The organism is Streptomyces mangrovisoli, from assembly GCF_000974985.2.
Lineage (GTDB): Bacteria > Actinomycetota > Actinomycetes > Streptomycetales > Streptomycetaceae > Streptomyces > Streptomyces mangrovisoli.
In genome coordinates this window covers 30,086-54,802 of the sequence record NZ_LAVA02000088.1, presented here as the reverse complement: position 1 = coordinate 54,802, position 24,717 = coordinate 30,086, and the positions used below count along the sequence as shown (strand labels likewise).

Sequence of the window (24,717 nt, the reverse complement as noted above, 5' to 3'; positions counted from 1 at the left end):
CCCCGACCCGCACCCGCACCGGCCGACACCCGAAAGGAACCCCTGATCACCGTGACGGCGATTCCGAGCTTCACCGGCGACGCGAGCCCCTACGGCGGCGGCGACCCCTACGCGGACTACCGCACCGCCGACTTCCCCTTCACTCGCCTGCCCGACCTCGCCGACCGGCGGCTGGGCGCCGGGGTGGTCGCCGCCAACGACGAGTTCTTCGCCCAGCGGGAGAACCTCCTGGTGCCGGGGCGGGCCGCGTTCGACCCCGAGCACTTCGGGCACAAGGGCAAGGTCATGGACGGCTGGGAGACCCGGCGCCGGCGCGGCGCCTCGGCCGGCCGGCCCTGGCCGACGGCGGACGACCACGACTGGGCGCTGGTCCGGCTCGGCGCGCCGGGCGTGATCCGCGGCATCGTCGTCGACACGGCCCACTTCCGCGGCAATTACCCGCAGGCCGTGTCGGTCGAGGGCACGTCCGTGCCCGGCTCCCCGTCCCCGGAGGAGCTGCTGTCCGGCGAGGTGAAGTGGACGACCCTCGTGCCGCGCACCCCGGTCGGCGGCCACGCGGCGAACGGTTTCGTCGTGGCGGTGGAGCAGCGCTTCACCCACCTCCGGGTGAACCAGCACCCCGACGGCGGCATCGCGCGCCTGCGGGTGCACGGCGAGATCGTGCCCGACCCGGCGTGGCTGGCGGCGCTCGGTACGTTCGACGTGGTCGCCCTGGAGAACGGCGGCGCGGTCGAGGACGCCTCCGACCTCTTCTACTCGCCCGCCACCAACACCATCCAGCCGGGCCGCTCGCGGAAGATGGACGACGGCTGGGAGACGCGCCGCCGCCGCGACCAGGGCCACGACTGGATCCGCTACCGGCTGGCGGCCCGGTCCGTCATCCGTGCGGTGGAGATCGACACGGCGTATCTGAAGGGCAACAGCGCGGGCTGGGCGTCGGTCTCGGTACGGGACGGCGACGAAGGCGGGGCGGAGGAGGGCGGCTGGCTCGAGATCCTGCCCCGCACCCGCCTCCAGCCCGACACGAACCACCGCTTCGTGCTCCCTGAACCGGCCGTCGGCAGCCACGCGCGCGTGGACATCTTCCCGGACGGCGGCATCTCCCGCCTGCGCCTGTACGGCACCCCGACCGAGGAGGGCGCGGCACGCCTCACGGCCCGCCACCGGGAACTGGGCGGCTGAGCCGGGAATCACACGATCGGGGCGGTCCGGCCGGAACTCTCCGGCCGGTTTCCCGCGTTCCCCTGCCGTGACCCTTCAGCAAGAGATCGTCGGCAACGCCATGCAGATGGCGGTCGTCAACCTGAACCCCGGCCAGAGCGTGTACTGCGAGGCGGGCAAGTTCCTGTTCAAGACGACGAACGTGACCATGGAGACCCGGCTGAGCAGCCCCTCGGGCAACGGCGGGCAGCCGCAGGGCAGCGGCGTCGGCGGAATGCTGCGCCAGGCCATGGGCACCGCCATGCAGGTCGGTCAGCGCATGCTCGCGGGAGAGTCGGCGGCGTTCCAGTACTTCTCGGCCCAGGGCGGCCAGGGCACGGTCGGCTTCGCGGGGGTGCTCCCGGGCGAGATGCGCGCGCTGGAACTGAACGGCACGCGCGCGTGGTTCGCCGAGAAGGACGCCTTCGTCGCGGCCGAGTCCTCGGTCGAGTTCGGCATCGCGTTCCAGGGCGGCCGCACCGGCATGAGCGGCGGCGAGGGCTTCATCCTGGAGAAGTTCACCGGGTACGGCACGGTGATCATCGCCGGCGCGGGCAACTTCATCGACCTCAACCCGGCCGACTTCGGCGGTCGCATAGAGGTCGACACGGGCTGCGTGGTCGCCTTCGAGGAGGGCATCCAGTACGGCGTCCAGCGCGTCGGCGGCCTCAACCGGCAGGGCCTGATGAACGCCGTGTTCGGCGGCGAGGGCCTCTCCCTGGCCACCCTGGAGGGCAACGGACGGGTGATCCTCCAGTCGCTCACCATCGAGAGCCTCGCCAACGCCCTGCGGAAGGCCCAGGGCGGCGACAAGCAGGGCCCGACGGGCGGGCTGTTCTCCACGCACGCGGGGTGACGCCGGCCCCCGGGCCGCCCCCGCGCACCACCGCCGCGCCGCCCGGCGGACCGATGAGTTGCGGGTGCCGACGGGGTCTGAGCTGATGGCAGTAGACCCCTTCCCGAGACGAGGCACCGCCATGGGCAAGCTCACCTCCACGATCTTCGTCACCCTCGACGGCGTGTACCAGGCCCCCGGCGGCCCGCAGGAGGACACCCGGGGCGGGTTCACCCACGGCGGCTGGAGCTTCACCTACGGCGACGAGGACTTCGGGCGCTTCGTCGGCGAGGTGTTCCGCCGGGCCGGCGCCTTCCTGCTCGGCCGCCGCACCTATGACATCTTCGCCGGGTACTGGCCGGGGATGACCGACCCCGCCGACCCGATCGCCGGACCGCTCAACGCGCTCCCCAAGTACGTCCCCTCGTCCACCCTGACCGACCCCGCCTGGAACGGCACCACCGTGCTCGGCGGCGACCTGGCCAAGGAGGTCGCCGCGGTCAAGGAGCGCACGGACGGCGAGCTCCAGCTGCACGGCAGCGGAGCCCTGCTCCGCTCCCTGCTGGAGCTGGGCCTGGTGGACACGGTGCACCTGATCACCTTCCCGGTGGTGCTCGGCACCGGGCTGCGGCTGTTCCCGGAGGGCACGGCCCCGATGGCGTTCCGGCACACCGGCGGACGGATCACCTCGGCGGGCGTCTCCATCCAGTCGTACGACCGCGCGGGGCGCCCGGAGTACGGGGACTACTCGGCGCCGGACGCGTCGTAGGAAGGCGGACCGGCCCCGGAGCCGACCGCAGGTTAACTTCCCGAGAACTCATCGGGCGGGACGGAAAAAGCGCTCGTTTTGTCATTGACATGCCATCGTCTACGCGCGTCATCATAGGGCCATGAGATTCCCCCCACGTATCTCCCGCATCGGCGCGGCCGCCGCGCTCCTCTCGGCCCTCGTGGTCGGCGGCACCGTCACGGTCACCACGGCGAACGCGGCCGTGAGCTCGGTGGGCAGCATCTGTTACAGCGACCTGCCGACCCAGGCGTACGACACCCTCGATCTGATCGCGTCGGGAGGCCCGTTCCCGTACTCGGAGGACGGCGAGGTCTTCCAGAACCGCGAGGGCGTCCTGCCGAAGCAGTCCACCGGGTACTACCACGAGTACACGGTCAAGACCCCCGGCTCCTCCACCCGCGGCGCCCGCCGCATCGTCACCGGTGAGGAGTACGAGGAGGACTACTACACGGCGGACCACTACGTCACGTTCGACCTGATCGACTTCGGCTGCTGATCCCACGCCGCCGAGGACGTCCTTCGAGCGCACCTCCGGAACGACTCGCCCCGCGGACACCCCCACACCGTCCGCGGGGCGAGTCGTGTCCGCGTGCGGCGCGAGCGACGTCGCCCGCGCCGCGACCGAAGTCGCGGGCGGTGCGACTTTCGTCGCCGGGGGCGCCTCCTCGGTCGCCGGTCCGCTCCGGAGGGAGGTGCCGACGACGTCCGCCGCATAGATTTGTCGACTGTGAGTGACCACGACACGGCACGGATCCCACCGGTCTTCCCGCACCGGCGGTGGCTGCTGCCGTCCGCGGTGGTGGCCGAGCTCGACGCCGGGGCGGACGGCGGAGCCGGACCCGGCGGGCGCCCCCGGCGCACCGCCCGCGACTGGGTCGTCGACTTCTCCTGCTTCGCGCTGGCCGTCGTGGCGGGCCTGCTCGCCGCCGACTCGCTGGCGCGGGAACCGCGCGTGCCGCACGCCCTCGCCGTCGCCGACCAGGCCCTCGGCGGGCTCGCCTGCCTCGCGCTGTGGCTGCGCCGCAGCCGGCCGGTCCAGCTCGCCGTCGCGCTGCTCCCGGTCGGCCTCGTCTCGACCACCGCGGGCGGCGCGAGCCTGATCGCGCTCTTCACGCTCGCCGTGCACCGGCCCTTCCGGTACGTCGCCTGGATCGGCGGCTGCTCGCTCGCGCTGATCCCCGTCTTCTTCTGGCTGCGCCCCGACCCCGACCTGCCGTACCTGGGCGCCGTGCTGTTCACGGAGCTGTTCACGCTCTCGGCCATCGGCTGGGGCATGTTCGTCCGGTCCAAGCGGCAGCTCATGCTCAGCCTGCGCGACCGGGCCCGGCGCGCCGAGACGGAGGCGCTGCTGCGGGCCGAGCGGGCGCAGCGGCTCGCGCGGGAGGCCATCGCCCGCGAGATGCACGACGTGCTGGCGCACCGGCTGACCCTGCTCAGCGTGCACGCCGGGGCCCTGGAGTTCCGGCCGGACGCGCCCCGCGAGGAGATCGAGCGCGCCGCCGGTGTCATCCGGGAGAGCGCGCACGAGGCCCTCCAGGACCTGAGGGAGATCATCGGCGTCCTGCGCGCGGGCGAGGGCGACGAGGCGGGCCGCCCGCAGCCCACGCTCGGCGCGCTGGACGCGCTGGTCGCCGAGTCCCGCGAGGCCGGCATGAAGGTCACCCTGGACAGCCGGGTCGCCGACGCCGCCGCGGTCCCCGCCTCCGTCGGCCGCACCGCCTACCGCATCGCCCAGGAGGCCCTGACCAACGCCCGCAAGCACGCCCCGGGCACGGAGGTCACGGTCACGGTGAGCGGAGCATCCGGCTCCGGTCTGGACATCGCGGTCCGCAACCCGGCCCCCGAGGGCGAGGTCCCGCCCGTGCCCGGTTCCGGCCAAGGCCTGATCGGCCTGACCGAGCGCGCCCACCTGGCCGGCGGCCGGCTCGACCACGGTCCGACGGCGGACGGGGGGTACGAAGTCCGGGGACGGCTGCCGTGGGGGTGAGCGCGGTGGGCGAGGGCGGGGGCGGGTCGGGGGCGCGGACGGGGGCGCTGATCGGGGTGGCCGCGGCCAGGGGCGCGGGCCCGGGCGGGGGCGCTGATCGCGGCGGTCGCCTCCGCCGCTCCGGGCCGGCGTGGTTTCGTAGGCCCATGGCCGACACCCGACCCGAGAGCGGATCCGAGTCCCGATCCGAGAGCGGATCCGAGTCCCGATCCGAGAGCGGATCCGAGTCCCGATCCGCGGCCGTATCCGAGTCGCGATCCGAGAGCGGATCCGAGTCCCGATCCGAGATCAGACTGCTGCTCGTCGACGACGACCCACTGGTGCGGGCCGGGCTGTCCCTGATGCTGGGCGGCGCGGGGGACGTCGAGATCGTCGGCGAGGCGGGCGACGGCGCGGAGGTGCCGGAGCTGGTCGACCGCACCCGGCCGGACGTCGTCCTGATGGACATCCGGATGCCCGGTACGGACGGCCTGACCGCCACCGAGCGGCTCCGAGCCCGCCCGGACGCCCCGCAGGTCGTGGTGCTGACCACCTTCCACGCCGACGAGCAGGTGCTGCGGGCGCTGCGCGTGGGCGCCGCCGGGTTCGTGCTCAAGGACACCCCGCCGGCCGAGATCCTCGACGCCGTGCGCCGGGTCGCGGCCGGGGACCCGGTGCTGTCGCCCGCGGTCACCCGCCGGCTGATGGCGCACGTCGCGGACGGCGCGGCCGACACGCGCCGCTCCCGCGCCCGTGAGCGGCTGTCCGTCCTGAGCGACTGCGAACGCGAGGTCGCCGTCCGTGTCGGCCGGGGCCTCACCAACGCCGAGATCGCGGCGGAGGTCTACCTGAGCGTGGCCGGCGTCAAGACCCATGTCTCCCGCGTCCTCGCCAAGCTGGACCTGGGCAACCGTGTCCAGATAGCGCTGCTGACGTACGACGCGGGACTTCTGGAGGACGAGAGCGGGCACTGATCCCGTGCGCGGCTCGTTGCAGAGGAGAACGTCCGGGACCGGGGACGCATCGGGACCGGGCCGGCAGCGGGACCGGGCGGTTTTCAGGACCGTGCAGGCATCGTGACCAGGGGGCAGGGACAGATGACCGACGTGATCGACCTCGCCGAGTTCGGCGACGCGTTACGCAACGACCCGCATCCGGTGTACGCCCGGCTGCGGCGCCTCGGACCGGTGCACCGCGTCCGGCTGGCCGACGTCGACCAGCTCGGCGAGACCTGGCTGGTCGTGGGGTACGAGGAGGCGCGCGCCGCGCTCACCGACCCGCGGCTCGCCAAGGACACCCGCAAGCTCGGCGTGCTCTCGCGCGACGACGAGCTGCTCGGCCGCCACATGCTGCTGTCCGACCCGCCCGAGCACACCCGGCTGCGCGCGCTGGTGGCGCGCGAGTTCACCATGCGCCGGGTGGAGGCGCTGCGGCCGCGGATCGAGCGCATCACGGACGACCTCCTCGACGCCATGCTGCCGCGCGGCCGGGGCGACCTCGTGGAGGAGTTCGCCTACCCGCTGCCGATCACCGTGATCTGCGAGCTGCTCGGGGTCCCCGAGTTCGACCGCGCCGAGTTCCGCACGCTGTCCACGGAGGTGGTGGCGCCGACCAGCGCGCAGAACGCGACGGAGGCCTTCACCCGGCTCGCGGAGTATCTGAGCGAGCTGATCGAGGACAAGCGGTGCTCCGGGCCGCGCGACGACCTGCTCAGCGATCTGATCCGCACCACGACGCAGGACGGCGACCGGCTCTCCGCGGAGGAGCTGCGCGGCATGGCCTTCCTGTTGCTGATCGCGGGCCACGAGACCACGGTCAACCTGATCACCAACGGCGTCCACGACCTGCTGTCCCACCCGGACCAGCTCGCCGCGGTGCGGGCCGATCCGCGGCTGCTCGGCCCGGCGGTGGAGGAGACGCTGCGCCACGAGGGCCCGGTGGAGAACGCGACCTTCCGCTTCGCCGCCGAGCCGCTGGAGATAGCGGGCACCAAGATCGGGCAGGGCGAGATGGTGATGATCGGGCTCGCCGCGGCCGACCGGGACGCGGCCCGTTTCCCGGACCCCGACCGCTTCGACGTCCACCGCGACCCCCGCGGCCACCTCGCCTTCGGCCACGGCCTCCACTTCTGCCTCGGCGCGCCGCTCGCCCGCCTGGAGGCCCGTACGGCGATCGGCGCCCTGCTGCACCGCGCCCCGGACCTCGCCCTCGACGGCCCGCCCGGCGCATGGCTCCCCGGAATGCTGATGCGGGGCCTGCGGGCGTTGCCGGTGCGGTGGTAGCCCTCACGGCGGGGAGCGGGGAGCGGGGAGCGGGGAGCGGTGGCCCGAGCCGGCCGGGTCGACGAAGTGGCCCCGCCATGAGGTGGGGCCAGAGCCCGGCATCACCCGAACGCCCAGACCCCCGCCCCCGGCACCGCGGCCCCCGGGACCTCCGCCAGGGCGATCGCCCTGCGTTCCCGGCGGGACATCTCGCAGGCCTCGGCGACCCGCAGGGCCTGGAGCGCCTCGCGGCCGTCGCACGGGTTGGCCCGCTCACCGCAGACCACCTCGACGAAGGCCGCCATCTCGGCCTCGTAGGCCGGGGCGAACCGCTCCAGGAAGCCGGTCCAGGGCTTGTCCGCGGCGGGCGGCCCGGCCGGCTCGGTGGAGGCGATCGGCGTGCGGTCGTCGAGGCCGACCACGATCTGGTCCAGCTCGCCCGCGAGTTCCATGCGGACGTCGTACCCGGCGCCGTTCAACCGGGTCGCGGTCGCGGTCGCGATCGTGCCGTCGTCGAGGGTGAGGACGGCCGCGCCGGTGTCGACGTCGCCCGCGTCGCGGAACATCAGCGGCCCCGCGTCCGACCCGGTGGCGTACACGTCGACGATCTCGCGGCCGGTGATCCAGCGCACCGCGTCGAAGTCGTGGATCAGCGAGTCCCGGAACAGCCCGCCGGACAGTGTCAGCCACGCGCGCGTCGGCGGCGACTGGTCGGAGGTCGTCGCCCGGACCGTGTGCAGCCGGCCGAGCCGCCCGGCCCGCACGGCCTCCCGGGCGCCCATGTGACCCACGTCGAAGCGCCGCTGGAACCCCATCTGAAGGATCGTTCCCGCGCTCTCGACCTCGGCAAGAGCCTGCAACGTGCCCGGCAGGTCCAGCGCGATGGGCTTCTCGCAGAAGACCGGCAGCCCCGACCGCGCGGCCCGGCCGATCAGTTCCGCGTGCGCCGACGTCGCCGTGGTGATCACCACGGCGTCCACCCCCCAGGCGAAGATCTCCTCGACACTGGGTGCCGCCGTCTCCCCGAGACGGTGGGCGAGTTCCTGGGCGCGTCCCTGGTCCGCGTCCGTGAGAATCAGCGAACCCACGTCCCGGTGACGGCTCAGTGTGTTCGCATGAATGGTGCCGATGCGGCCCGTACCGATGACCCCGATGCGCATGAAGACAAAGTGAGGTCCGAGGACACGCCCTGTCAATGCGTATGTCCGGACAATCGAACTACACAACTTCCCGTCAACCGGCCACGGGGCTACGCTCGGCCCGTGGTGAAACCAGAAGTGGACCCGGTCGTGCAGCTCGATCTCAGCGTGGACCGCAGCTCGCCGGTGCCGCTGTACTTCCAGCTGTCGCAGCAGCTCGAGGCCGCGATCGAACACGGTGCGCTCACCCCGGGCAGTCTGCTCGGCAACGAGATCGAGCTGGCCGCCCGCCTCGGCCTGTCCCGCCCGACCGTCCGCCAGGCGATCCAGTCACTGGTGGACAAGGGCCTCCTGGTGCGCCGCCGCGGCGTCGGCACCCAGGTCGTGCACAGCCAGGTCAAGCGCCCCCTGGAGCTCAGCAGCCTCTACGACGACCTGGAGGCGGCCGGCCAGCGCCCCGCCACCAAGGTCCTCGTCAACACCGCGGTCGCCGCCTCCGCGGAGGTCGCCGCCGCGCTCGGCGTGCCGGAGGGCGGCGAGGTGCACCGGATCGAGCGGCTGCGGCTCGCCCACGGCGAACCGATGGCGTATCTCTGCAACCATCTGCCGCCCGGTCTGCTCGACCTGGACACCGCGCAACTGGAGTCCACTGGCCTCTACCGCATGATGCGCGCCGCCGGAATCACCCTGCACAGCGCCCGCCAGTCCATCGGCGCCCGCGGGGCCGGCCCGGCCGAGGCCGAGCGGCTCGGCGAGACCGAGGGCGCCCCGCTGCTGACCATGCGGCGCACGACGTTCGACGACACCGGCCGCGCGGTGGAGCACGGCGACCACACCTACCGCCCGACGCGCTACTCCTTCGAGTTCCAGCTGCTCGTACGGCCTTGACGCGCGCCGTGTGAATCTTGGCCGAAACCCGCCGTTCACCAAACGGTGTAAGTCTCAATGTCAGGACAACCGAACCGGGGTCCGCGGGCGCCCCGAAGACCCTCCGGAGGATCTCCGCAGGCCCTCCGGAGATCCTGCGACGACCTGCCGTACGACCCGCCGTACGACCGCTCCGCGGCCTTTGACCACGCCCGTACTTATCTCGCCCGTACGCCACCCGACGCGAGGGTGAGGCACAATCGGGGCTTGATGAGCACCTACCGCGACCTCACCGCCCCCATAGGCTCCCGACGGGCCCCCGTGCTGCGAACGGTGGGAACGAGGGAACGCCGGTCACACCTGACGGCACCCCGTGTCCCGACCGTCGGCATCGACATCGGCGGCACCAAGGTCATGGCGGGCGTCGTCGACGCCGACGGCAACATCCTGGAGAAGCTCCGCACGGAGACCCCGGACAAGTCCAAGAGCCCCAAGGTCGTCGAGGACACCATCGTCGAACTGGTCCTGGACCTCTCCGACCGGCACGACGTGCACGCGGTGGGCATCGGGGCGGCCGGCTGGGTCGACGCGGAGCGCAACCGCGTGCTCTTCGCCCCGCACCTGTCCTGGCGCAACGAACCCCTGCGCGACCGCCTCTCCGAGCGCCTGTCGGTCCCGGTCCTCGTCGACAACGACGCCAACGCCGCCGCCTGGGCGGAGTGGCGCTTCGGCGCGGGCCGCGGCGAGGACCACCTCGTCATGATCACCCTGGGCACCGGCATCGGCGGCGCGATCCTCGAGGACGGCCAGGTCAAGCGCGGCAAGTTCGGCGTCGCGGGCGAGTTCGGGCACATGCAGGTCGTGCCCGGCGGCCACCGCTGCCCGTGCGGCAACCGCGGCTGCTGGGAGCAGTACAGCTCAGGCAACGCGCTGGTGCGCGAGGCCAGGGAGCTGGCGGCCGCCGACTCCCCGGTGGCGTACGGGATCATCGAGCACGTCAAGGGCAACGTCGCCGAGATCACCGGCCCGATGATCACCGAGCTGGCCCGCGACGGCGACGCGATGTGCGTGGAGCTGCTCCAGGACATCGGCCAGTGGCTCGGCGTCGGCATCGCCAACCTCGCCGCGGCCCTCGACCCCTCGTGCTTCGTCATCGGCGGCGGTGTCAGCGCCGCCGACGACCTGCTCATCGGCCCCGCCCGGGACGCCTTCAAGCGCCAGCTCACCGGGCGCGGCTACCGTCCGGAGGCCCGCATAGTGCGCGCCCAGCTCGGCCCCGAGGCCGGCATGGTGGGCGCCGCCGACCTGGCGCGCCTGGTCGCTCGCCGCTTCCGCCGCGCCAAGCGGCGCCGGGTGGAACGGATCGAGCGCTACGAACGCTACGCCGAGGCGCGCCGCAGGAGCCGGGACACCGCATGACCGCATCACTTCCCCACCAGTCCGTCCACGTCAACGGCCCGCACCGGCCCGCCGAGGGCCGCCGCCACCGCAACCGGCGCAGGGCGCTCACCCTGCTCATCATCGGGCTGCTGATCGGCGTGCCCGCGGGCTATCTGGTCATCTCCGGCTACCAGAGCCGCAACAGCGGCAAGGACAAGGAGTCGGCGTACTCGGCGACCGGCCTCACCGCGGGCTGGCCCTCGAAGGTGCAGCGCCGGCTCTACCAGGTGCCGATCCCGCACCCGGCCGACCCGGTCGCCTACTACGAGACCAACAACTGGAAGACCAGCCGCCTCTACGTCCAGTTCCAGACCTCGCAGGCCGGACTGGACAGCTTCCTCGAAGGGCTGAACCTCGACCGGGACGACCTGAAGAAGGGCCACGTCACCATCAGCGCCCGCGACCAGAAGATCACCGGCTGGGCGTTCCCCGTGCCCAGCACCTGGTACGGCCTGGTCAAGCACGGCAAGAACCCGGCGCCCACCGAGGACATCGTGGTCAACCAGTCCGACCCGGCCAACCCGACGGTGTACGTCGTCTCCCGCACCGTCCCCTGACGGAGCGCGCGAGCCGCCCCGTCCGGGAGGCCTCGCGCGCGGCCGGCGGCGGCCGTGACACCGTCGCCGCGACCGATTGTCAGACCCCGCCCGTAGAGTCGAGGACGACTGGACCCACGAGAGGGCGGGAGGTGACAGAACGTATGAACGGCACGACGGGATGGCTGCCGCGCGCACAGGCGGCGGGCGCGGCGGGGACGGCCACGCGGACGCCGGGGGAGGCCCCCGCGACGGCCGCACGGGCGCCGGGAGAGGCCCCCGCGCGCGCCGTCGCGCAGGACGTCCCGGTGCGGCTCGCCGCCGTCTTCCTGCCCGCGCCGCTGCCGCGTGAGGGGCGGATCGCCTTCTGGGATCCCGACGGCGACCCCCTGCCCGCCACGCCGGGCACCCCGTCCGCCTCCCTCACCGTCGTACGACCGCACGGCGCGGGTGTCCGTCGTCGCGAGGCCCCCGCGCTGACCCTGCCCGTCGGTGACGCGCTCCCCCTCCTCGTCCGCGCCCGGCACGACCCGGCCGCCCACCCCGCCACCGCCTGCTGGGGCGCCGCCGCCCTGCACGCGCTGCGCCTGACCGCGCGCGGCCGCCTGCTGCCCGGCCTGACCCCCGCGGGCACCGACGCCTGGCGCGCCGGCCCGCTCGACCGCGACGACATCGCCCATCTGCGCGCCGTCGCCGCCGCCCTCCCGCCCGAGGGGCACGCCGTCCCGCTGCCCGGCCCCGGACCGCTGCGGCTGCCCGCGCCCGAAGCGCTCGTGCGCGCCTTCCTGGACGCGGTCGCCGACACCCTGCCCCGCACCCCCGCGGCGCCGTACACCTGCGGAAAGCCCTTCGCGGCCGTCCCGGCGCAGCGGCTGCCCGACGCCGCGGCCTGGGCCGCGGAGGTCGCCGCGGGCATGGACGCGGGGGTCCGCGTCTCGCTCCGCCTCGACCTCACGGCGTACGACCTCTTCGACGACGACCCCGACGACGGCGCCGTGCGCTCCGCGGGCGCCGCGATCGTCCAGGTGCACAGCCTCGCCGACCCGACCCTGGTCGCCGACGCGAGCTCGCTGTGGGCCGGGGAGGCCGACGCCGCGTTCGGGCCCCGCGCCCGGGTGGACGCCGCCCTCGCGGTACGGCGCGCGGCCCGGGTCTGGCCGCCGCTGGACCGGCTCGCCGACCAGGACGTCCCGGACGTGCTCGCGCTCTCCGGCGCCGAGCTCGGCGAGCTGCTCGGCGTCGCCGCCACCCGGCTCGCCGCGGCCGGCGTCGCCGTGCACTGGCCCCGCGACCTCGCCCAGGACCTCACCGCCGCCGCCGTGGTCCGGCCCGCGCCCGGCTCCGCCACGGACGGCACCGGCTTCCTCGACAGCGAGGAGCTGCTCCGGTTCCGCTGGCAGCTCGCCCTCGGCGGCGACCCCCTCACCGAGGCCGAGATGGACGTGCTCGCCGAGGCCCACCGGCCCGTCGTGCGGCTGCGCGACCAGTGGGTGCTGGTCGACCCCGCGCTGGTCCGCAAGGCCCGCAGGCGCGACCTCGGGCTGCTGGACCCCGTCGACGCGCTCTCGGTCGCCCTCACCGGCACCGCGGACGTCGACGGCGAGAGCGTCGAGGCCGTGCCGACCGGCGCGCTGGCCGCGCTGCGCGACCGGCTCACGGCCGGACTACGCCCCGCCGAACCCCCCGCCGGCCTGCGCGCGACCCTGCGCGACTACCAGCTCCGCGGCCTGGCCTGGCTCGACCTCATGACCTCCCTCGGCCTCGGCGGCTGCCTCGCCGACGACATGGGCCTCGGCAAGACGGTCACCCTCATCGCGCTGCACCTCAAGCGGGCCAGGACCGAGCCGACGCTCGTCGTCTGCCCCGCCTCCCTGCTCGGCAACTGGCAGCGGGAGATCCGGCGCTTCGCCCCCGAACTGCCCGTGCGCCGCTACCACGGCGCCGAGCGCAGCCTGGACGACGTCGAGGGCGGCTTCGTCCTCACCACCTACGGCACCATGCGCTCCGCCGCGCCCACCCTCGCCGCACACTCCTGGGGCCTGGTCGTCGCGGACGAGGCCCAGCACGTCAAGAACCCCTACTCCGCGACCGCGAAGGCGCTGCGCACCCTCCCGGCACCCGCGCGCGTGGCGCTCACCGGCACCCCGGTCGAGAACAACCTCTCCGAACTGTGGGCCCTGCTCGACTGGACCACCCCGGGGCTGCTCGGCCCGCTCAAGTCCTTCCGCGCCCGGCACGCCCGCGCGGTGGAGAACGGCGAGGACGCGGAGGCCGTCGAGCGCCTGTCCCGCCTGGTCCGCCCGTTCCTGCTGCGCCGCAAGAAGTCCGACCCCGGCATCGTCCCCGAACTCCCGCCGAAGACCGAGACCGACCACCCGGTCGCCCTGACCCGCGAACAGGCCGCGCTCTACGAGGCGATGGTGCGCGAGTCGATGCTCGCCATCGGCACCGCGGAGGGGATCGCGCGCCGCGGGCTGGTGCTCAAGCTGCTCGGCGCCCTGAAGCAGATCTGCGACCACCCCGCGCTGTACCTCAAGGAGGAGCCCGGCACGGGCGGCGGAGCGGACCGGCAGGCGGCCCGCTCCGGCAAGCTCGCCCTGCTCGACGAACTGCTGGACACGGTGCTGGCGGAGGACGGCTCGGTGCTCGTCTTCACGCAGTACGTCCGCATGGCCCGGCTGATCACCGCGCACCTGACGGAGCGCGCGATCCCCGTCGACCTGCTGCACGGCGGCACGCCCGTCCCGGAGCGGGAGCGCATGGTGGACCGCTTCCAGGACGGCGCCACCCCGGTCCTGGTGCTCTCCCTGAAGGCCGCGGGCACCGGCCTGAACCTCACCCGCGCCGGGCATGTCGTCCACTACGACCGCTGGTGGAACCCGGCGGTCGAGGAGCAGGCGACCGACCGCGCGTACCGCATCGGCCAGACCCAGCCGGTGCAGGTCCACCGCCTGGTCACCGAGGGCACGGTCGAGGACCGCATCGCCGAGATGCTCGTCGCGAAGCGCGCCCTGTCGGAGGCGGTCCTCGGCTCCGGCGAGGCGGCCCTCACGGAGCTGACGGACCGTGACCTCGCGGACCTGGTCTCCCTGCGGAGGCCGACATGACCGAGGCCCCCACCCCGGCCTCCCACCCGGAGGAGGCCCCCGGCACCCCCGGCGACCCCTCGTCCCGCCCTGCGGACGCGGCCCGCCGCGCCCTACGAGCAGCCCGCGCACGGTCCGCGGGAGAACGCCGCGCCACCGACGCGGACACCTCGGCGGCGCCGGGCGAGGCTCAGTGGGCGCCCGACGCGGGGGAGTGGCTGCCCCGGTCGGATGAGCGTCCCGAGAGCGTCGCCGAGGCGGCCGAGGACGCCACCGGTGAGTTGGGTGAGGGGAGTTCGCGGGCGGGCGGCGGCGCGGGCCCGTCCGACGAGGACGCGCACGCGTCCCCGCGGCAGCGCCCCGGGGACGCGGCCCGCGCCGCACTGGCCGCCGCGGCGGCCGGCCTCGCCGACGTCACGCGCCCGGCGCCGGACCGTGCCCCTGCCGGACCGCGTCCCGGACCGGACCGTGCCCCCGCCGGACCGCGTCCCGCCGACCTCGCGCGCGCGGCGCTCGGTTCCGCCGGCGCGGCCGCCGCTCGCAAACGCGACGCCGCGTACGTGCCACCGGATCCCGCCGAGCAGCCCGCCGGCGGATCCGCCGTGCCGCTCGCGCCGGACGCGGGGGCCGCGGGCACCGCGCCGAGCTCTGCCGCCCCTGCCGCCGCTCCCGGCCCTGCCGACTCCGCCCACATGCCCCCGGCTCCCGCCGCGCGAGAATCCGCCGAGACCGAGACCGAGACCGAGACCGAGACCGAGACCGAGACCGAGACCGAAGCCGAGACCGAGACCGAGACCGAAGCCGACTCCGGGACCGAAGACGGGACCGAAGCCGGGGCCGACATCGTGAGCGCGTCGGCGCGACCCGCCGACGCGGCCCGTGCCGCGTTGCGGCGGGCCGTGGCCGGGCGGCGTGAAGTGGTCCACGAGGCGCGCGCCGACGGTCCGGCCCCGGCCCTCCGGAAGGCAGCCGGGACCGGCTCGCCCGCGCCTCGGGGAACGGCCGACTCCGGTGCGCCTGAAGGGAGTTCCCGCTCGGCCACGGGCGGTTCCCGGTCAGGTCGCCACGGTGCCCCCCGTCGCGACCGCGCGAACGCCGTCGGCCCCGCGCCCGCGGGTGAACCGTCCGCGTCCGCCGCCGCGCGGGCGGCGATCGACCGGGGGCCCGGTGGGAAGTCGGCGGGCGGTGCCTCGGTGGTTGCGGCGGTCGGCTCCGTCCCCGAGCCGCCCGCGTCGGGCACCCTCGGCGACCGCGACCGCGACCGTGACCGTGACCGCGACCGCGACCGCGACCGACACCGCGACCGCGACCGCGACCGACACCGTGACCGCGACCGCGACCCCGGTGACGCGGCCGGGGATGTCGCCCATGACCGGTCCGCCCCCGTCGGCGCCCCCGCCCGCTCCCTCTCCATGGCCTCACCCCGTCGCGACGGGGATCTTCGGCGTACCTTCCCCGCGTTCCCGGGGCGGCCGGCCCGGAAGGGGGCCTTCGCCGAGAGCTGGTGGGGCAACGCGTGGGTGGAGGCGCTCGAACAGGGAGCCCTGGACGTCAAACGGCTGGCGCGCGGGCGGGGGTACGCGGAGGGCGGGCGGGTGGACGCCATCACCGTGACGCCGGGGCTCGTGCTCGCCTACGTGCAGGGCAGCCGCGCCCGGCCGTACCGCGTACAGGTGCGCCTGCGCACGCTCGGGGACGGCGACTGGGAGCGGTTCCTGGACGCCGTCGCCGACCGGCCCGCGGACATCGCCGCGCTGCTCGACAAGGACATGCCCCGCACCCTCGCCGACAGCAAGGTCTCCCTGCTCCCCGGCCCCGGCGACCTCGCGCCGCAGTGCAGCTGTCCCGACTCGGGCCACCCCTGCAAGCACGCGGCGGCCCTCTGCTACCAGACCGCCCGCCTGCTCGACGCCGACCCCTTCGTGCTGTTCCTGCTCCGCGGCCGCGGCGAGCGCGAGCTGCTCGACGCGCTGTCCCGGCGCAACGCCTCCCGGCAGGCCCGCGCCGCCCAGGAACAGCGGCCCGCCGAACTGCCCGGCGTACGGGCGAGCGAGGTCCTCGCGGCGCGCCGACTGCCGCCGCTGCCGCCGCCGTTGCCCGCCCCCGCGCACCCGGAACAGCCGCCCGTGTACCCGGCGGCGCCCGGCGGTCCCGACCCCTTCGCGCTGGACCAGCTCGCCACCGACGCGGCCGCCCGCGCCCATGCCCTGCTCACCACCGGCCGGGACCCGGTCGGCGAGCTGACGCTGTGGCAGGACGCGGTCCGGCTCGCGGCCGCCCGCCCCGGCTCCGGGCTGACCGCAGCCACCCGCGCGCTCTACGCCACGCTCGCTGCCGCGGCCGACCGCACCCCCGCCGATCTCGCGCGCGCCGTGGCCGCCTGGCGGCAGGGCGGGCTCGCGGGTCTGGCCGTACTCGAAGAGCCGTGGGACCCGCCCGCCGGGCGGTTCGACCGGGCCCGCCCGCTGCTCCTGGCCGCCGACCTGCCGGCCTTCCGCCCCTGGCGCAACCGGCTCACCCACCCGGCCGGCCATGTCCAACTCCGCTTCGGACAGGAAGGGTTGTGGTACGCCTACGAGTCCGAGCCCGGTCAGGACGACTGGTGGCCCCGCGGCACTCCCGACCTCGACCCGGTCGGCGCCCTCACCGGCCTCGGCACCCCCGGCGACTAGCCGAACTCGCGCGGTACCGGCCCCGGTTCACAGGAAGCGGCGGATCGGGGTGACCGCCGTCTCCTTGACGCGCTGGAGGAGGGCGCGCCGGCGCCAGCGGCCCGGCTCGATCCGCACGCTGCGCCGCGCGTCCTCGTCGAAGTCGCGGTCGAGCGTCGCCGTGAACGTCTCGTCCAGGACCGCGAGCATGACCTCCTCGTCGTGGTCCATGGAACGCCGGTTGAAGTTCGTGGACCCGATCAGCGCGGCGACCGAGTCGACCGTGATGATCTTGGCGTGCATCATCGTCGGCCGGTACTGGAGGATGCGCACCCCCGCCTCCAGCAGCCGCGCATAGTGCTGCTGGCCCGCCAGTTGGCACGCGCGCTGGTCGGTGTGCGGGCCGGGCAGCAGGATCTCCACGCGCACCCCGCGCCGCGCGGTTCGGCACAGCAGGTCCACGAAGTAGGCGTCGGGCGCGAAGTAGGCGGTGGCGAGCCGGAACCGCTCCTCGGCGGAGGTGAGCATCACCCGGATCAGGGTCTGCATGTCCTGCCAGCCGATGCTGGCCGAGCCCCGCACCACCTGCACGATCGAGGTGCCGGTCTGCTCGTGCCCGGTGAACCGGTCGCGGTCGTCGAAGAGTTCGTCGTGGCACTCGGCCCAGTTCTGCGCGAACGCCGCCGCGATGCCGTCCACGGCCGGCCCGCGCACCTGGACATGGGTGTCGCGCCACTCCCCGGGCCCGCGGGCGTCGCCGCACCACTCCTGCGCGATCCCGACCCCGCCGGTGAAGGCGGTGTGCTCGTCCACGATCAGCGCCTTGCGGTGGCAGCGGTGGTTCTGCTTGAACGGCGACAGCAGGAACGGCTTGCGGAACCAGGCCACTTGGACACCGGAGACGTCCATCAGGTCGAGCAGCTCCCGCTCGATCTGCTGCGCGCCGAAGCCGTCGAGCAGCAGCCGTACGCGCACCCCCGCGCGGGCGCGGTCGGCGAGGGCGGCCGCGAAGTCGCGGGCGATCTGCCCGCGCCAGTACACGAAGGTCATCATGTCGATCGTGTACCGCGCGGAGCGGATCGCGCCGAGCATCGCGGGGAAGATCTCGTCGCCGTTGCGCAGCGGCAGCAGCGCGTTGCCCTCGGTCGCGGCCACGCCGATCAGCCGTTCGAGCCGCCGCCGCAGCCGCGCCGTGCGCGCCCCCGCGTCGGACTCGGCGACCGGCTCGGTACCGTCGGCGGGGACGGCAGGCACGTCGTCCAGGATCACCCCGAAACCCCCTTCGTCAGTGTTTTCTGGTCACCCGTCACGGCCGGCCACCCGGCACGGCCGTTCTCCGGTCATCCGTCACCGTCACGGGTGCGTCCGGGAACCGGTCTCCCCTGCCTCACCGCCGACGGCCGCGCGCCGTCCAGCCGCCCCCGACACCCCCGAAGTGCAGGGCCAGCAGGGCCAGTCCGAGGAGCATCACATTGGTCGAGGTGAAGACGTCGTTGGTCGACAGATCGGCGGCGTTGATCAGGAACGCTATGAAGAACAGGACTGCCGAGACGATGGCCAGCACAGGGGCCTCCAGGTGGTCGGGTCAGGTGGGTCGCCGACGCCGTACGCCGTACGACGGGCTGCCCAGCGGATGCCCGGCGCGGACGGGTACACACCCGGGAGGCGTCGGGAACGGTCACCGAAGGACCAGAGGATCCGCGCGAGGCCGTCACGAGATGGACGAACTGCGCGCACTTCCTACCCGAACACGTGGGAAATCACGAGATGTGAGAGCGTGCAGGGCGTGAGCGAGACACCGACCACCACTTTGCACCACCGTGTCGACGGGCCGGACGACGCCCCGGTCCTGATCCTCGGTCCCTCACTGGGCACCACCTGGCACATGTTCGACCGGCAGATACCGGAACTCGCCCGGCAGTGGCGGGTCGTCCGGTTCGACTTCCCCGGGCACGGCGGCGCGCCCGCCCACCCCGCGCACTCCGTCGCCGACGTCGCCACCCGGCTGCTGGCCACCCTCGACGGGCTCGGCGTCCAGCGTTTCGGCTACGCGGGCTGCGCCCTGGGCGGCGCGGTCGGCATCGAGCTGGCGCTGCGCCACCCCGAGCGGGTGGCCTCCCTCGCGCTGATCGCCGCCTCACCGAGGTTCGGCACCCCCGACGAGTTCCGGCAGCGGGGCGTGGTGGTCCGCAGCAACGGGCTCGACCCGATCGCGCGGACCGCGCCCGAGCGGTGGTTCACGGCCGGGTACGCGGCCGCGCAGCCCGCGATCACGGAGTGGGCCGTGCAGATGGTCCGCACCACCGACCCCGGCTGCTACATCGCGGCCTGCGAGGCGCTCGCCGCGTTCGACGTGCGCGCCGAGCTGGGCCGGATCGGGGTGCCGACGCTGGTCCTCGTCGGCTCGGAGGACGCGGTCGCCGGCCCCGCCGAGGCCCGCACCCTGGTCGCCGGGATCCCGGACGCCCGGTTGGCCGTCGTACCGGGAGCGTCCCATCTGGTGCCCGTGGAGCAGCCCGCGGCCGTCACCGACCTGCTGGTCCGGCACTTCTCCACGGCCTGGCAGCCCGGGTTCGTCGAGTCGTCCACCGGACAGATCGCGATGGCGGGGGCCTTCGCGGCACCGGTCGCGGGCCCGGTCACCGGCACGTTCATGGGGCCGGCGACGGGCACCTTCACGGGGGCGGCCGCGGCCATCTCCGCGGGGCCGGCCGCGGGCACCTCCATGGGGCCGGTCACGGCCACGGACGGCCTCGCGGCACCGTTCCCGGGCGCCCTGACCGGGGCGGCGACGGGCACGCTCGAAGAGACGGCACCCATTCCGTTCGCCCGGGCGACACCCGTTCCTTTCGCCGGGCCGCCCTCAGGGCCGTTCGCCGATCCGGCCCCCGGACGTTTCGCCGGGCCGGCCTCCGGGCCCTTCGCCCCGCCGTCGTCCGGGCCGTTCGCCGGGGCCGCACCGGGGCCCTTCGCCGGGCCGGCACCGGACGCCTATGCCGGGGGCGGGCCGGGCGCCTTCGCCGGGGCGGACCCCGCGGACGTCGCGAGGCCGGTCCCGGCCGACCCGCCGCAGTGGGCGCCGCCCGTCGCGGAGATCGGCCCGGCTCCCGACCGTCCGGCGTCCGCGGAGTCGTCGGACCGGTACGACACCGGGCTCAAGATCCGCCGCGAGGTGCTCGGCGACGCGCACGTCGACGAGGTGCTGGAGCGGGCCGACGACTTCTCGGCGGACTTCCAGGACCTCGCCACCCGCTACGCCTGGGGCGAGATCTGGGACCGGCCCGGCCTGGACCGGCGCACGCGCAGCTGCGTGACGCTGACCGCGCTGGTCGCGGGCGGACACCTGGAGGAACTCGCCGCGCACACCCGCGCCGCCCTGCGCAACGGGCTCACGCCCGCCGAGATCAAGGAGGTCCTGCTGCAGGCGGCGGTGTACTGCGGCCTGCCCGCGGCGAACCGCGCGTTCCGGGTGGCGCAGGAGGTCGTACGCGAGGAGACCACGCCGGCGGAGTGACGGCCCGCCGGAACCGCGACGGACGGGCGATCGCCTTCCGGGCGCCCTCGGGTGTCCTCCGGGGTCCTCGGGGCGTTCGCCGGACCTCCTCGGGGCGTTCGTCGGGCGTCCTCCGGGCGTCCTCCGGGCGTCCTCCGGGTGGTACGAGCACCAGGCTTGCGGCCGCCGCGCGGCGGCCCGCGGGGGCAGGATGGGAAGCATGAAGCTCACGAAGAAGTCGCACGCCTGTGTCCGCCTGGAGAAGGACGGCCGGACGCTCGTCATCGACCCCGGGATGTTCAGCGAGGAGGACTCGACGGCGGGCGCGGACGCCGTCCTCGTCACGCACGAGCACCCGGACCACTTCGACGAGGGGCGGTTGCGGACGGCCCTGGAGACCAACCCGGCCGCGGAGATCTGGACGCTGCGGTCCGTCGCGGAGCAGATCTCCGCGGCCTTCCCCGGCCGGGTGCACACCGTCGGGCACGGCGACACGTTCACCGCCGCCGGTTTCGACGTCCAGGTCCACGGCGAGCTGCACGCGGTGATCCACCCGGACATCCCGCGGATCACCAACGTCGGCTATCTCCTCGACGGCGGCCGGGTCTTCCACCCCGGCGACGCGCTCACCGTCCCCGGCCAGGCCGTCGAGACGCTGATGCTCCCGGTGCAGGCCCCGTGGAGCAAGATCTCCGAGGTGATCGACTACGTCCGTGAGGTCAAGCCGCAGCGGTCCTACGACATCCACGACGCGCTCCTCACCGACCTGGCCCGGCCGATCTACGACCGCCAGATCGGCGCCCTCGGCGGCGCCGAGCACCTGCGGCTGACCCCCGGGGCGTCGGCGGACGTCTGACGGGACACCGGCCGGAGCGTCCGCCGGGCACGGGCCGGGCACGGGCCGGAGCGTCCACCGGGCACGGGCCCAGCACGGGCCGGGCACGGCCACGGGCCGGAGCACCCGCCGGGCACCGGCCCGGGCACCCGCCTGGCCCTGCCAGGCACCGGCCCGGGCACCCGCCCGACGGCCCGCGCGTCCCGGCGCGCGGCGGCGTTGTCGTACCCGCCCGGTAGGTTGTCAGGCATGCGCATCGCGACCTGGAACGTCAACTCGATCACCGCCCGTCTGCCGCGGCTGCTGGCCTGGCTGGAGAGCAGCGGCACGGACGTGCTGTGCCTCCAGGAGGCCAAGATCGCCGAGGCCCAGTTCCCGTTCGACCAGCTGCGCGAGCTGGGCTACGAGGCGGCGGTGAACGCGACCGGCCGGTGGAACGGCGTGGCGGTGCTCTCCCGCGTCGGCCTGGCCGACGTGGTCAAGGGCCTGCCCGGCGACCCGGGCTACGACGGCGCCGAGGAGCCCCGGGCGGTCTTTGCCACCTGCGGCCCGGTCCGCGTCTGCTCGGTGTACGTGCCGAACGGCCGCGAGGTGGACCACCCGCACTACGCCTACAAGCTCCGGTGGTTCGAGGCGCTGAAGGCCGCCGTCGCGGGGGACGCGGCGGGCGGCCGGCCCTTCGCGGTGCTCGGCGACTACAACGTGGCGCCGACCGACGACGACGTGTACGACGTGGCGGCGTTCGAGGGCCTCACCCATGTCACCCCGGCCGAGCGCGCGGCCCTCGCGTCGCTGCGCGAGGCGGGCCTCGCCGACGTGGTGCCGCGCCCGCTGAAGTACGACCACCCGTACACGTACTGGGACTACCGCCAGCTGGCCTTCCCCAAGAACCGCGGCATGCGGATCGACCTGGTCTACGGCAACGAGCCGTTCGCCAAGGCGGTCACCGACTCCTACGTCGACCGTGAGGAGCGCAAGGGCAAGGGCGCCTCGGACCACGCGCCGGTCGTCGTGGACCTGGACGTCTAGTGCTGTGACCGGAAAGGTCTGCGAGCCGGTGAACCTTTCCGGTCGCAGCACCGGCCCGGCCCGGAAGGCGACACGACACCCCCGTCCTGGCTGTGGTGCGCACGGGGGTGCGAATGCCACGCTGAACCCATGAACTTCTCCTTCCTGGGCAACCGGCACGGCAGGAGCGGTGACGCGGCGCCGCCCGCCTCCTCCGAGGGCATCGCGTCGCTGCTGGCGGAGTGCGAGCTGCTGCGCTCCCAGGCGTCCGGCGCGGGCGTCGGGCTCGACGACTCGGTGGCCTCCCTGGAGGCCCTGGACCAGTTGCTGCCGCGCTGGCGGGACGACGAGGAGAGCCTGCCCTGGCTGGGCAACGACGCGGGCCTGTATCTGGGCACCGTGATCGTGCGCACCGTGCCCGGGGCGAGCTGGGAGATCCTCCCCGGCAGCCGGCTGGTGGTGCGGCTGGAGTCCGGGCGTGAGTTCGACGTGGTGGCGGCCGGCCAGGAGTGGGCCGCGAGCGGCGCGCCGGAACTGTCCCAGGTGTACGCCGAGGTCGCTGAGGCCTGAGGCCTGAGGCGGAGGCCTGACGCGGAGGCCTGAGGCCTCAGGCGGAGGCGGGCCCGGAGCCGACCGGGCCGTGAGCCGACCCGGCCACCGGGCCGACCCGCGGCAGGTCGGCCGGCACATAAGGTTGCCGTAAATACGGCTTATGCCCGAAAAGTGCGTGTCGTTCTCTCGCTCCCTGAGGAGCTGGATAGTTTGCGGCGACCAGGACACAGCGGAGAGTGGGTAGTGCTGCGCATGGCCGTCGATCCCTCGATCGAACCACGTGATGTCGACACGCGCGGTGCCGAGCCGTATGTCGTGGTCCGGGACCGCGTCCCCCGCGGCTGTCCCGCGGGGGTTCTGCCGCCCCGGATCGTCAGGCGCTGAGCGGACCCGGGCGGCGGCAGCCGGTGATCACTGCTCGCGCAGCGGAACGGACACGTACGACGGGTCGTCCGCGGGCGAGGAGAAGGTCAGCTGTGCGCCGGACGGGTTGTGCTCGATGTAGAGCGGGTCGACCGTGTCCACGACCAGGGCCAGCCGGTGGCCCGCCGGGACGTCGTACGCCGTGGAGAACAGATCCAGGTCCACGTCGAACGATTCACCCGGCGTCCGCCCGTGCCAGGTGTAGGGCGCGTGGGAGACCAGCTTGCCGAGGCCGAGCGGGCCCACGTCGTACAGGTAGGCGACGAGGGTGCCGCTCTCCTTGGTCGGCGTGAGGGTGGTGTGGAACTTCGGCGTGCCCCGCACCAGTTGGGCGGTGCCGTACTTCTCCGACTTCCACACCGCGGCCCAGCGGCGCGGCAGCAGCGGGATTTCGGCCATCGGCGGGAGCTGGGCGATCTGGTCGAGGATGCTGGAGAGGAAGACGACGCCGCCGTCCGCCCCGGAGTCCACGTTCGCGTGGATGGTGGTGGTGCCCTGGAGTGCGAACTTGCGGCGGGTCGCGCCGACCGCCTTCCAGTCGGGATAGCTCTCGTAGCCGCCGCCGTCACGGGACTTGAGCTCCACCGGCTGCTCCCGGTCGATGCCGTTGTCCTGGCCGCGCAGATAGTGGTCGAACCACTGCACGGTGTCCGTCCACACGTCGTTGGGCAGGCCGAACAGCCCGGTCAGCTCGGCGGTCGCGTGGTCGCCGGAGCGGAACTCCAGCCGCTTGGGCCCGGTCAACTGCTCGTAGAAGTCGGCGTACTGGTTGGGCGGGAAGATCGAGTCGCCCCAGGCGTTCGCCAGCATGACCGCGGTGTGGTTCTTGTTCAGCTCGTCGACATACGTCTCGGGGGAACGTTTCTTCCCCCAGGCCTCGATGTCCTGCTCGTGAGAGAGGTCCGAGGAGTAGAACTCGTCGAAGACCTGGCGGACCTCGGGGCTCTCGCGGCCGACCACCGCGCCGACGCCGTCGAGCAGCGCGGCGGCCTGGAGGTGCTGGGTGCGGCCCGAGTAGATCGAGTCGATCAGGTCGGCCCAGCCGCTGAGCGCGGCGACCACCTTGATCCGCTTGTCGTGCTCGGCGGCGAGCAGGCTGATCCCGGCGCCGTAGGAGACGCCGGCCATGCCGATGCGGCCGGCGTCGGCGGGGGTGTTGGCCAGCGCCCAGTCGATGACCTTCGACGCGTCCGCCCAGTCGGGCGGTCCCGCCACTTCTATCTGGCCGCCGGACTGCCAGAAGCCGCGCACGTTGTAGGTGAGCACGATGTAGCCGGCGTCGGCCAGCTTGCGGGCCTGGGCGAGATACTCGATCTGCGGCAGGCCCCAGCTCGTGGGGAGCACGATCAGCGGGTAGCGGCGGCCGCCGTCGGCGCCGGCCGGTGTCACGACGTTCGCCTTGAGCACCGTGCCGCCGTCGCCGGTGATGTCGACGTAGCGTACGGCCGGGTCGGCGGCCTGGGCGGCCGGTGCCAGGCCGATCACCGTGCCGGCGATCAGGGCCGCCGAGACGGCGCCGACGGCGGAGGTGCGCAGCGTGTTGCGGGCGAGTCTCACGGGTCACTCCTCACAGGCGTGAAACAGCAAAGTGACCCGACGGTAGCCTCGTCGCCCTACCGGAAGTAACCCGTCGGT

The 24,717-nt window shown here is 74.1% G+C and carries 20 protein-coding genes; 16 read left to right on the top strand and 4 right to left on the bottom strand.

Annotation, left to right across the window (positions count from 1 at the left end; genetic code table 11):
• Positions 1-51 precede the first annotated feature (51 nt).
• The 7 genes from alc to WN71_RS30745 all read left to right on the top strand — a co-directional run bounded on the left by alc (position 52) and on the right by WN71_RS30745 (position 7,073).
• On the top strand, positions 52-1,182 hold the full coding sequence (gene alc, locus WN71_RS30775; RefSeq protein WP_046582122.1) for an allantoicase: 1,131 nt from the start codon (positions 52-54) through the stop codon (positions 1,180-1,182).
• A 67-nt stretch (positions 1,183-1,249) separates the two neighbouring features.
• Positions 1,250-2,056: an AIM24 family protein gene (locus WN71_RS30770; RefSeq protein WP_079178239.1), complete on the top strand. Its 807-nt coding sequence runs from the start codon at positions 1,250-1,252 to the stop codon at positions 2,054-2,056.
• Between the two features lie 121 nt (positions 2,057-2,177).
• Entirely contained in the window at positions 2,178-2,804 is a 627-nt protein-coding gene (locus WN71_RS30765) for a dihydrofolate reductase family protein (protein WP_046582123.1), read from the top strand.
• Between the two features lie 121 nt (positions 2,805-2,925).
• On the top strand, positions 2,926-3,321 hold the full coding sequence (locus WN71_RS30760) for a guanyl-specific ribonuclease (RefSeq protein WP_046582125.1): 396 nt from the start codon (positions 2,926-2,928) through the stop codon (positions 3,319-3,321).
• A 222-nt stretch (positions 3,322-3,543) separates the two neighbouring features.
• Positions 3,544-4,812: a sensor histidine kinase gene (locus WN71_RS30755; protein WP_079178238.1), complete on the top strand. Its 1,269-nt coding sequence runs from the start codon at positions 3,544-3,546 to the stop codon at positions 4,810-4,812.
• A gap of 146 nt (positions 4,813-4,958) precedes the next feature.
• Positions 4,959-5,765: a response regulator transcription factor gene (locus WN71_RS30750; RefSeq protein WP_079178237.1), complete on the top strand. Its 807-nt coding sequence runs from the start codon at positions 4,959-4,961 to the stop codon at positions 5,763-5,765.
• A gap of 123 nt (positions 5,766-5,888) precedes the next feature.
• On the top strand, positions 5,889-7,073 hold the full coding sequence (locus WN71_RS30745) for a cytochrome P450 family protein (RefSeq protein ID WP_206300184.1): 1,185 nt from the start codon (positions 5,889-5,891) through the stop codon (positions 7,071-7,073).
• Positions 7,074-7,174: 101 nt separating this feature from the next.
• Here WN71_RS30745 and WN71_RS30740 read toward each other — a convergent pair whose 3' ends face one another.
• Positions 7,175-8,212, bottom strand: coding sequence for a Gfo/Idh/MocA family protein (locus WN71_RS30740; RefSeq protein WP_046582128.1), 1,038 nt, complete (start codon positions 8,210-8,212; stop codon positions 7,175-7,177).
• A 129-nt stretch (positions 8,213-8,341) separates the two neighbouring features.
• On the opposite strand from WN71_RS30740, the gene WN71_RS30735 reads away from it, so the two are divergent.
• From WN71_RS30735 to WN71_RS30715, 5 genes are all read left to right on the top strand, one after another.
• On the top strand, positions 8,342-9,079 hold the full coding sequence (locus tag WN71_RS30735; RefSeq protein WP_107469817.1) for a GntR family transcriptional regulator: 738 nt from the start codon (positions 8,342-8,344) through the stop codon (positions 9,077-9,079).
• 249 nt (positions 9,080-9,328) lie between these two features.
• Complete coding sequence (locus WN71_RS30730; protein ID WP_046582131.1) at positions 9,329-10,477, top strand: ROK family glucokinase; 1,149 nt, start codon at positions 9,329-9,331, stop codon at positions 10,475-10,477.
• Complete coding sequence (locus WN71_RS30725) at positions 10,474-11,055, top strand: hypothetical protein (protein WP_046582133.1); 582 nt, start codon at positions 10,474-10,476, stop codon at positions 11,053-11,055. The genes WN71_RS30730 and WN71_RS30725 overlap by 4 nt, the downstream gene beginning before the upstream one ends.
• A gap of 143 nt (positions 11,056-11,198) precedes the next feature.
• Positions 11,199-14,141, top strand: coding sequence for a DEAD/DEAH box helicase (locus WN71_RS30720; RefSeq protein ID WP_079178236.1), 2,943 nt, complete (start codon positions 11,199-11,201; stop codon positions 14,139-14,141).
• Positions 14,138-16,792 (top strand): SWIM zinc finger family protein, encoded by a 2,655-nt coding sequence (locus WN71_RS30715; RefSeq protein WP_240529824.1) that lies wholly within the window; start codon positions 14,138-14,140, stop codon positions 16,790-16,792. Before WN71_RS30720 ends, WN71_RS30715 begins: the two co-directional genes overlap by 4 nt.
• A 27-nt stretch (positions 16,793-16,819) precedes the next feature.
• Here the strand turns inward: WN71_RS30715 and WN71_RS30710 are convergent, their stop codons facing one another.
• Together WN71_RS30710 and WN71_RS41185 are read right to left on the bottom strand one after the other, a co-directional pair.
• Positions 16,820-18,025 (bottom strand): phospholipase D-like domain-containing protein, encoded by a 1,206-nt coding sequence (locus WN71_RS30710; RefSeq protein ID WP_107469816.1) that lies wholly within the window; start codon positions 18,023-18,025, stop codon positions 16,820-16,822.
• A 133-nt stretch (positions 18,026-18,158) separates the two neighbouring features.
• On the bottom strand, positions 18,159-18,335 hold the full coding sequence (locus WN71_RS41185) for a hypothetical protein (protein WP_107469815.1): 177 nt from the start codon (positions 18,333-18,335) through the stop codon (positions 18,159-18,161).
• A 222-nt stretch (positions 18,336-18,557) separates the two neighbouring features.
• Between WN71_RS41185 and WN71_RS42970 the strand changes: the two genes are divergently transcribed.
• From WN71_RS42970 to WN71_RS30685, 4 genes are all read left to right on the top strand, one after another.
• Positions 18,558-20,285: an alpha/beta fold hydrolase gene (locus WN71_RS42970; protein WP_240529823.1), complete on the top strand. Its 1,728-nt coding sequence runs from the start codon at positions 18,558-18,560 to the stop codon at positions 20,283-20,285.
• Between the two features lie 199 nt (positions 20,286-20,484).
• Positions 20,485-21,120 (top strand): MBL fold metallo-hydrolase, encoded by a 636-nt coding sequence (locus tag WN71_RS30695; RefSeq protein WP_046582135.1) that lies wholly within the window; start codon positions 20,485-20,487, stop codon positions 21,118-21,120.
• Between the two features lie 228 nt (positions 21,121-21,348).
• Positions 21,349-22,128 (top strand): exodeoxyribonuclease III, encoded by a 780-nt coding sequence (locus tag WN71_RS30690; protein ID WP_046582138.1) that lies wholly within the window; start codon positions 21,349-21,351, stop codon positions 22,126-22,128.
• Between the two features lie 129 nt (positions 22,129-22,257).
• The gene (locus tag WN71_RS30685) at positions 22,258-22,677 is read left to right on the top strand and encodes a DUF6278 family protein (protein ID WP_046582139.1); all 420 of its coding nucleotides are present in this window, start codon (positions 22,258-22,260) and stop codon (positions 22,675-22,677) included.
• A gap of 393 nt (positions 22,678-23,070) precedes the next feature.
• On the opposite strand, the gene WN71_RS30680 is transcribed toward WN71_RS30685, so the two are convergent.
• A complete protein-coding gene (locus WN71_RS30680; protein WP_046582140.1) occupies positions 23,071-24,639 on the bottom strand; it encodes a CocE/NonD family hydrolase in 1,569 nt (522 codons plus the stop codon).
• Between the last annotated feature and the right edge of the window lie 78 nt (positions 24,640-24,717).

What these genes read in the sequence shown, in the direction of transcription:
- WN71_RS30740 (WP_046582128.1), bottom strand. Translation starts at nt 8,212, where the DNA reads ATGCGCATCGGGGTCATCGGTACGGGCCGCATCGGCACCATTCATGCG.
- WN71_RS30750 (WP_079178237.1), top strand. Translation starts at nt 4,959, where the DNA reads ATGGCCGACACCCGACCCGAGAGCGGATCCGAGTCCCGATCCGAGAGC.
- WN71_RS30695 (WP_046582135.1), top strand. Translation starts at nt 20,485, where the DNA reads ATGAAGCTCACGAAGAAGTCGCACGCCTGTGTCCGCCTGGAGAAGGAC.
- WN71_RS30760 (WP_046582125.1), top strand. Translation starts at nt 2,926, where the DNA reads ATGAGATTCCCCCCACGTATCTCCCGCATCGGCGCGGCCGCCGCGCTC.
- WN71_RS30745 (WP_206300184.1), top strand. Translation starts at nt 5,889, where the DNA reads ATGACCGACGTGATCGACCTCGCCGAGTTCGGCGACGCGTTACGCAAC.
- WN71_RS30765 (WP_046582123.1), top strand. Translation starts at nt 2,178, where the DNA reads ATGGGCAAGCTCACCTCCACGATCTTCGTCACCCTCGACGGCGTGTAC.
- WN71_RS30720 (WP_079178236.1), top strand. Translation starts at nt 11,199, where the DNA reads ATGAACGGCACGACGGGATGGCTGCCGCGCGCACAGGCGGCGGGCGCG.
- WN71_RS30685 (WP_046582139.1), top strand. Translation starts at nt 22,258, where the DNA reads ATGAACTTCTCCTTCCTGGGCAACCGGCACGGCAGGAGCGGTGACGCG.
- WN71_RS30730 (WP_046582131.1), top strand. Translation starts at nt 9,329, where the DNA reads ATGAGCACCTACCGCGACCTCACCGCCCCCATAGGCTCCCGACGGGCC.
- WN71_RS30715 (WP_240529824.1), top strand. Translation starts at nt 14,138, where the DNA reads ATGACCGAGGCCCCCACCCCGGCCTCCCACCCGGAGGAGGCCCCCGGC.
- WN71_RS30690 (WP_046582138.1), top strand. Translation starts at nt 21,349, where the DNA reads ATGCGCATCGCGACCTGGAACGTCAACTCGATCACCGCCCGTCTGCCG.
- WN71_RS30725 (WP_046582133.1), top strand. Translation starts at nt 10,474, where the DNA reads ATGACCGCATCACTTCCCCACCAGTCCGTCCACGTCAACGGCCCGCAC.